Raw genomic sequence first — 7,335 nt, forward strand, 5'->3', positions numbered from 1 at the left:
AGAACGAATGTCGTGTTGAGTCTAAGGAAAGCATGGAAATCTTTTTTACAATCCTCATCCTGATTTTGGTGGTATCGCTTTCTGGCGTTGTCACGCGGATGTTACCGTTTCAAATTCCCCTTCCTCTGATGCAGATTGTCTGTGGTGCCTTATTGGCCTTTCCCCACTTTGGTTTGCATGTCGATTTTGATCCGGAATTATTCCTGGTGCTGTTTATTCCGCCGCTGTTATTTGCCGATGGCTGGAAGACGCCGACACGGGAGTTTATTCACCACGGGCGCGAGATCTTTGGTCTGGCACTGGCATTAGTGCTGGTCACGGTGGTGGGCATCGGCTATCTGATTTACTGGATGGTACCGGGGATTCCACTGGTGGCGGCCTTTGCGCTAGCGGCAGTACTGTCGCCAACCGATGCCGTGGCATTGTCCGGTATCGTGGGGAAAGGTCGCATACCGAAATCAATTATGGGCGTACTGGAAGGGGAGGCATTGATGAATGACGCCTCCGGTCTGGTGGCGCTAAAGTTTGCCATTGCGGTTGCGATGGGCACGATGGTGTTTACGGTGTCTGGTGCAACGCTGGAATTCCTAAAAGTGGCGATTGGTGGCCTGCTGGCCGGTGTCGCCGTCACCTGGCTATACAGTAAGTCGCTGCGCCTGATGAGCCGCTGGAGCGGTGATGATCCGGCAACACAAATCGTCTTGCTGCTGCTGCTGCCGTTCGCCTCTTACTTGATTGCAGAACATATTGGTGTTTCTGGCATTTTAGCCGCCGTCGCAGCGGGTATGACCATCAGCCAGTCAGGGGTTATTCGTAATGCGCCGTTGGCGATGCGGTTACGTGCTGATAGCGTGTGGTCAATGTTGGAGTTCGTGTTTAACGGCATGGTGTTTATCCTGCTGGGCCTGCAACTGCCGGGGATTCTGGAAACCTCTATCGTGCAGGCAGAACTGGACCCGACCATCCAAACCTGGAACCTGTTTGCCGATGTTGCCATTATTTATGGCGCGTTGCTGGTGCTGCGTTTTAGCTGGTTGTGGGCGATGAAGAAAATCAGCAAGCGCGTGTTGACCAAGCGGCCACTGGAATTTGGCAATTATACCACCCGTGAGTTGTGGGTTGCTTCATTCGCCGGGGTGCGTGGAGCGATTACGCTTGCCGGTGTTCTGTCGATTCCATTATTCCTTAGCGATGGTTCCGCTTTCCCATCCCGTTATCAGTTGGTATTTATCGCCACCGGCGTCATTTTGTTATCGGTTATTGTTGGGGTGATTGCTTTGCCGCCGTTACTGCGTGGCGTGAGAGTTGCAGATAAGAGTGCCAGCCGTGAAGAAGTGCGTTTTGCGAAGGCGGCCGCGGCGGAAGTGGCGATTGTCAGTTTAAATAAGATGGAAGAGCGCCTGGCGGCCAGCAGCGAGGAGAATATCGATCCCGAATTGCTGAAAGAGGTCAGCTCTCGCGTTATCGGGACTTTGCGACGACGCACCGGCAGTAAAGATGAAATTGAGAACACTTTACTTATCGAAAATCTGGAGCGGCGTTTTCGCTTAACCGCGCTGCGGGCTGAACGCGGCGAGCTGTATCATTTGCGCGCCACACAGAAAATCAGCAACGAAACCCTGCAAAAACTGTTGCATGATTTAGATCTACTCGAAGCATTGTTGATCGAAAAAGAAGGTTAATATCAGACTGCTGACAAACCCCGACGACTCGATCTTGCAAGGTGAGGACAGGCAGAAGAGTAAAGCGTCCGCGCCAAGGACGGCGCGGCTCGAGCCCCCAGGGATGCTTGTTTTAACAAAAGAAGTACGGCGTCTTTACGATCTGCCTGTTTTCACCACTACAGGCACTTTGTCATTAACCTCGGTTAATATCTTTCAATCCGGCCACTGATCAGTGGCCGGTTTTATTTCCACCAACGAACCATTGGGCCAAAATTCACGGCAGCGGCTAATCCATGCCTGCGCGCTGTGGGAAAGATAGCTGCCCTGACGCCAGATAAGCCCCAACTGCCACGGCATCAGCGGTTCTAATGGTAGCCATAACAGCGCGTTTTTATCCAGCCGCTGACAGATAGGTTCTGGCAAAATGGCGATACCAATATTGGCTTGCACCATCGCGGCCAGAAAGTCCCACTGGCCGCTGCGCACGGCGATTTGTGGCGTAAATCCTCCGGCGGCAAAAGCATCCATTAACTGGCGATAGAGGGCAAAATCCTCGTTATAAATCAGAATCGGCTGGTCAGCTAACTCAGGAATAGTGAGGGTGGTGCGGTTAAGCCAAAATGCGGTGCGTGGCACCACCACACATAATGGATGGCTAAACAGCGGCAATGATGTCAGCGGCAAATCGGCGTCAGCGGGGAGGGCGGTCAGGGCTAAATCCAATTCACCGGAGAGCACCGCCTGTTGCACGGTTAAACCACCAAATTCGGCAATTTGCAGTTCTACGCCGGGGTAACTGCGGCGAAATTCGCTGATAAGTACTGCCATTTGCGTACCAACCATGGGCGGAATGCCGAGTCGCAGCTTACCTTTCTTCAATGAGCTGATATCTTCCAGCTCCGCTTCCAACTGCTGAAACTGGTCGAGAATTACCAGCCCGCGCTGATAAACTGCCTGCCCGCTGTCGGTCAAATGCAGACGTCGCCCCTCACGCGTGAGTAAGCTGCACTCCAATTCATTTTCCAGATTACGCAGCATTTTGCTAATGGTGGGTTGGGTAACAAACAGCTTTTCTGCCGCGCGGGTGAAACTTTGCTGGCGCACCACTTCGACGAAATAACGCAGTGTTCGAATATCCATTATTTTTCCTGTCGGCGAGCGGAGAAGTATGCCATTTAGGCATGATAACAATGATTTTAATTCATTTTTAGCAATGTTACCTGCGGCCTATACTAAACACTGTCAAAATTTCCCATTGGGGTTTCTCATGTCGTTGGCGTTACACAGTTTTGCGCCGTCTGTTCTCACGCGTTTACAAGTACCGGTTCAGGTCGCGTTGTATGCTGGGATATTTATTATTTCTGATCAACTGGTTAACGTACTCCACTTGCCGTTACCGGCTAATATCGTTGGAATGTTATTGCTGCTGGCTATGATTATGTTGCGCATTTTACCGGTGCGCTGGGTTCAGGCCGGTTCACGCTGGCTGTTGGCTGAAATGCTGTTGTTCTTTGTGCTAGCGGTGGTGGCGGTGGTGAATTATGCCCAGTTAATCATGGTGGACGGTTGGAAGATTTTCGCTGTTATCGCGGTCAGTACCTCACTGACCCTGGCGGCAACGGGTTTGGTGGTTGACCGGGTTTACCGTTTTGAGGTGTGGCTACAACGCCGCAAGTCTAATCATCATGAATGATTTTATTATCAGCATCGCGTGCTTTCTTGCCACGCTGGCACTGTATTTTGCCAACAAAAAACTCTATCGCCGCCGCCGGTCACTATTGTTGATGCCCTTGGTATTGACGCCGCTGGTGTTGGTGTTGCTGCTGGTGGTCACCCATATCTCTTATCAGGATTATATTGGTGAAACACATTGGTTATTGTGGCTATTGGGGCCAGCAACCATCGCGTTTGCGGTGCCGGTTTATGAGAATCTGTCGATTATTCGCCGCCACTGGTTGTCTCTGACAGCGGGTGTTATCACCGCGATTACCGTGGCGGTGGTCAGCTCGGTGTGGTTGGCGAAGTTATTGACTCTCTCAGAAGAAGTACAGCGCAGCTTGGCGGTGCGCTCGATTACCACGCCTTTTGCATTGGAAGCGGCCAAGCAGTTGGGGGGGCAACCGGATTTAGTGGCGCTATTTGTGGTGATTACTGGGGTGTTTGGCATGGCGGTAGGGGATTTGCTGTTTTTACGCCTTTCTGTACGCAGTGGCCTGGCAAAAGGCGCGGGCCTGGGGGCTTCCTCTCACGGTGCAGGGACGGCCAAAGCGTATGAAATGGGGCAGCAAGAGGGGGTGGTATCCAGCCTGGTGATGATGCTGGCGGGTATTATTACGGTTATCGGTGCACCGCTGATAGGGCATTTGCTGTGGTAGTTATCATCATTGATGCTGGTTTTTATTTGGCATCATATTAATGTAAAAGAACCTGTGGATTCGAAGAAGCTTTGGGGAATGTAGTTATTGATTTTTTGTTCATAACAATAATCTATAATTTGTCGTTTACTGGAGACGCCTACTTTATTATAGATGGCTTGGGTTATATTACAGGCAGTCCTTGTCGATAAACCCAGTTTTTTGGCAATGTCTTTACTTGAGAATGAATGTAGAATATAAAATAACACTTCCCACTCTCTGTTAGAAAATAAATCAGATGGTGGAGTAAATACAAGAGATGTTGATGTTTTTATTCTATTTAAATAAGTCAATGTCATATTGTTAACCGCCCGCCCGTGAAAAATAGTCCCTATGGAAATTCCATTTTCATCTATTAATGGATATTTATCAAAAAACCAAGGTTGAAAGTATGCGTTACCCTCAAAGGCATGTATTTCAACTGATGTTACGCGATCCTGCAATAATTCTACTTTACGATCATGTTGTTGAAATTCAGATTGAAAATCTGATGTTGATGCGGGGAGTTCACCATCAAGTCGCCCTTCCACACTAAATTTATCAGGTAGTGCTAATAATTTATGGTATCTATTATTTGCATAAATAAATCTTGATTTATTATCTTTAGCCCCCCAAGGCTCTGAGCTACGCGCCCAAAATCGTATTAAAGCTTTAAGTGATGCGGGTAATTTTTTCTATTTTTTCATCTCCCGGTATAAATTAATTATTAGTATGGTTAAAGTGTGTTTCCTATGATTGCTAAGGATTGTATTCTTTATTAGATAGCAATTTACTTTTGCCTTGTAGTGCATTATTTACTCTGTTTTACGTAAGGAGATGTTACATGATAAATTTCGCGGATTTTAATGATAATAATGCGATAGAAGATACTCTGGTTGGAATATCAATTATCACAATGTTTAAAAAAGTAGGTTTACAGGCCTATGGCGCCAAGGTTGCGCAGGGGGAATGCGTAAGATGCCACAGTCATAGCAAAGGTGAAGAGTGGTATATCATACTCTCGGGAAAAGGGGCTATCTGGACTGCGGATGTTATTGCTGGCGCGTTAAAAAATAAGCGCGTAGATGCATTTGCTAAAGGTTCAGTATTCTGTATTTATCCTGATACAGCACATCAACTGGCTGCAACAACAGATGTTGAGTTTATATTTTTATGTCCAGAGTCTCATATCACTCACGACCGAATTCTGTTTGACAATATTGTGGGCGAGTAAGGATAAAAAGGGTGAGGGTGCCCTCACCCACAAATACCCAATGAAGCTCCCAACGTAATGAACTCGTTAGTGAATAACCGGTGCCAAAAAAGCTTGGGTGCGCTCGGATTTTAGGTTGGAGAAGCATTCAGCCGGTGGCGCTTGATCAACTATTTCCCCGCGATCCATAAGAATTACCCTATCGATGATGACCAGACGGGTATCTTTAAACCGTGCTATCCCGACCTGGATCAATTTGTTGATACTGGTGCCTTCGGTCATAAACAGCGCGTTTAACGGCAAACTAAAGCCTTTTAGTGCAGAAAATCTTATATTCAGGGCGATGGCGCTATTCACCGTATGTCTTTTGGAACGGTAATATCATAAAAACGGTAGATACAGGTGAAATTCGGATTTTTTACATCTCTGATTCGTTATCTAATCTTCTTGAACGTGTTTTAACCGAAACACATAACAGAGAAGGATAGGGATGATGCCTCGTTATATAATTGCTTTGATTTTGGTGCTTGGGTTGCCATTGTCGTCAATGGCCGGTTGTTTAGCACCAACGGATGCCAAACCAACAACATGCAGCAATACAGATTTTACGCAGGTTCTCGCCTGTTACCGGGAGAAGCTGGCAGCAGAACCGCTTATCTACAATTTACTGAGTCAGGAGAGCCTGCCGGGGTTGGAGTGGCGGCGCTACCGACTCACTTCACAGAATTGGTCGCCCGGCAATCTGGTGTCACCTGCGGCGTGGCAGCACGAAGTTGAAGTCTTTATACCCGAGATCAGTACATCAAAACGCGCGTTAGTGGTTATCAACAACGGGACTAACCACGGCACCGCCACCATTCCACCCTCTGCCCCAACGGATTTTTCGATAGATACTTTACAAGCGATTGCGCGCGCCACAAATACTGTCGTGGTATCTGTCAGCACTGTCCCTAATCAATATCTTGAATATCAATCGGATGGAGAGCCGCTTAAAGAAGATTATAGCGTTGCTCGTAGCTGGGCTTTATTTATGGATGCACCAGAGGCACGTTCTATATTGCCACTGCATGTACCTATGGCGGCGGCTATTTCTCAAGCCATGACGATGGTGCAGCAGGAGTTACCAGATAAAGCATTAAGCGGTTTTATGGTCACTGGATTATCTAAACGCGGTTGGGCCACCTGGCTCACCGCCATTGCTGATCCGCGTGTTGAGGGCATTGTGCCGTTTGTGATTGACCTGCTGGATACTCGTGTCGCGTTGGAGCATATGTATCAATCTTATGGCGGTAACTGGCCGATTGCGTTTACCCCCTACTATCAGCAAGAGATTGATAAAAAACTCGATAGCACAGGTTTTGCCAAACTAATGCAGATATCTGATCCATTGCAGTATTTGGGTACTGAGTATCAATCCCGCCTTGATATTCCCAAGTATATCATCAACGCCAGTGGCGATGATTTTTATGTGCCTGATAATACTGATTTTTACTACGATAAATTACCGGGCAGCAAAGCACTTCGCGTCGCTCCTAATACCAGCCACTATGGTATCAAAGCATTCAGCGAACAATCATTGATTACCTTTGTTAATCGCTTTCAGCAATCGATACCCATGCCGCAACTGAATAGCAGCATTGGCATGAAAGATAAGGTGCAAATGCTGACAGTCAGCTTGTCAGAGACGCCAGTGAAGGTACTGCTTTGGACTGCAACTAACCCCGACGCTCGCGATTTTCGCTATGCCTGCGATGTGCGATATAACGCATTCCCGCTGGCGGTAACCCCGTCGAATACCCTTGAAGTCGCCCTTAGCGCCCCAGCCACGGGCTGGCAGGCGACCTTCATTGAGGCCACTTTCAGCGACGGTTTTGTGGCCACCACGCCGGTGTACATTTCGCCGAAAGAGGTTTATCCCACCACCGCACCACCTGAGGGGGGAGCCGCATGTAAAACCTTACCGGGGCGTAAGTTTACCGCAGCAGTTGCCGATGTTGCTGAGGTAGATGCTCTGGTAGAAGCAGAAACCAGTCAAAATCAGGCCGTAATTGAGTAGATTTTAGGG

7 protein-coding genes and 1 pseudogene are annotated in these 7,335 nt (G+C 48.2%); 5 read left to right on the plus strand and 3 right to left on the minus strand.

Annotation, left to right across the window (positions count from 1 at the left end; translation table 11 throughout):
• Nucleotides 1-32: 32 nt before the first annotated feature.
• A complete protein-coding gene (locus tag YALDO0001_RS16750) occupies nt 33-1,682 on the plus strand; it encodes a Na+/H+ antiporter (protein WP_004704764.1) in 1,650 nt (549 codons plus the stop codon).
• Nucleotides 1,683-1,877: 195 nt separating this feature from the next.
• Here YALDO0001_RS16750 and YALDO0001_RS16755 read toward each other — a convergent pair whose 3' ends face one another.
• A complete protein-coding gene (locus YALDO0001_RS16755; RefSeq protein ID WP_004704765.1) occupies nt 1,878-2,804 on the minus strand; it encodes a LysR family transcriptional regulator in 927 nt (308 codons plus the stop codon).
• Between the two features lie 127 nt (nt 2,805-2,931).
• On the opposite strand from YALDO0001_RS16755, the gene YALDO0001_RS16760 reads away from it, so the two are divergent.
• A complete protein-coding gene (locus tag YALDO0001_RS16760; RefSeq protein WP_004704766.1) occupies nt 2,932-3,357 on the plus strand; it encodes a CidA/LrgA family protein in 426 nt (141 codons plus the stop codon).
• Nucleotides 3,350-4,039, plus strand: a complete 690-nt coding sequence (locus tag YALDO0001_RS16765; RefSeq protein WP_042547103.1) for an LrgB family protein — start codon at nt 3,350-3,352, stop codon at nt 4,037-4,039. Before YALDO0001_RS16760 ends, YALDO0001_RS16765 begins: the two co-directional genes overlap by 8 nt.
• A gap of 32 nt (nt 4,040-4,071) precedes the next feature.
• On the opposite strand, the gene YALDO0001_RS16770 is transcribed toward YALDO0001_RS16765, so the two are convergent.
• The gene (locus YALDO0001_RS16770; RefSeq protein WP_050773553.1) at nt 4,072-4,722 is read right to left on the minus strand and encodes a helix-turn-helix transcriptional regulator; all 651 of its coding nucleotides are present in this window, start codon (nt 4,720-4,722) and stop codon (nt 4,072-4,074) included.
• A 179-nt stretch (nt 4,723-4,901) separates the two neighbouring features.
• On the opposite strand from YALDO0001_RS16770, the gene YALDO0001_RS16775 reads away from it, so the two are divergent.
• A complete protein-coding gene (locus tag YALDO0001_RS16775; protein WP_004704771.1) occupies nt 4,902-5,291 on the plus strand; it encodes a cupin domain-containing protein in 390 nt (129 codons plus the stop codon).
• 66 nt (nt 5,292-5,357) lie between these two features.
• Here YALDO0001_RS16775 and YALDO0001_RS21375 read toward each other — a convergent pair.
• Nucleotides 5,358-5,477: pseudogene (locus tag YALDO0001_RS21375) on the minus strand (amino acid ABC transporter ATP-binding protein); the annotation flags it as partial.
• A gap of 286 nt (nt 5,478-5,763) precedes the next feature.
• On the opposite strand from YALDO0001_RS21375, the gene YALDO0001_RS16785 reads away from it, so the two are divergent.
• Complete coding sequence (locus tag YALDO0001_RS16785) at nt 5,764-7,326, plus strand: PhoPQ-activated pathogenicity-related family protein (protein WP_042840364.1); 1,563 nt, start codon at nt 5,764-5,766, stop codon at nt 7,324-7,326.
• The last annotated feature ends 9 nt before the right edge of the window (nt 7,327-7,335 follow it).

Source organism: Yersinia aldovae ATCC 35236 (assembly GCF_000173735.1).
GTDB lineage: Bacteria > Pseudomonadota > Gammaproteobacteria > Enterobacterales > Enterobacteriaceae > Yersinia > Yersinia aldovae.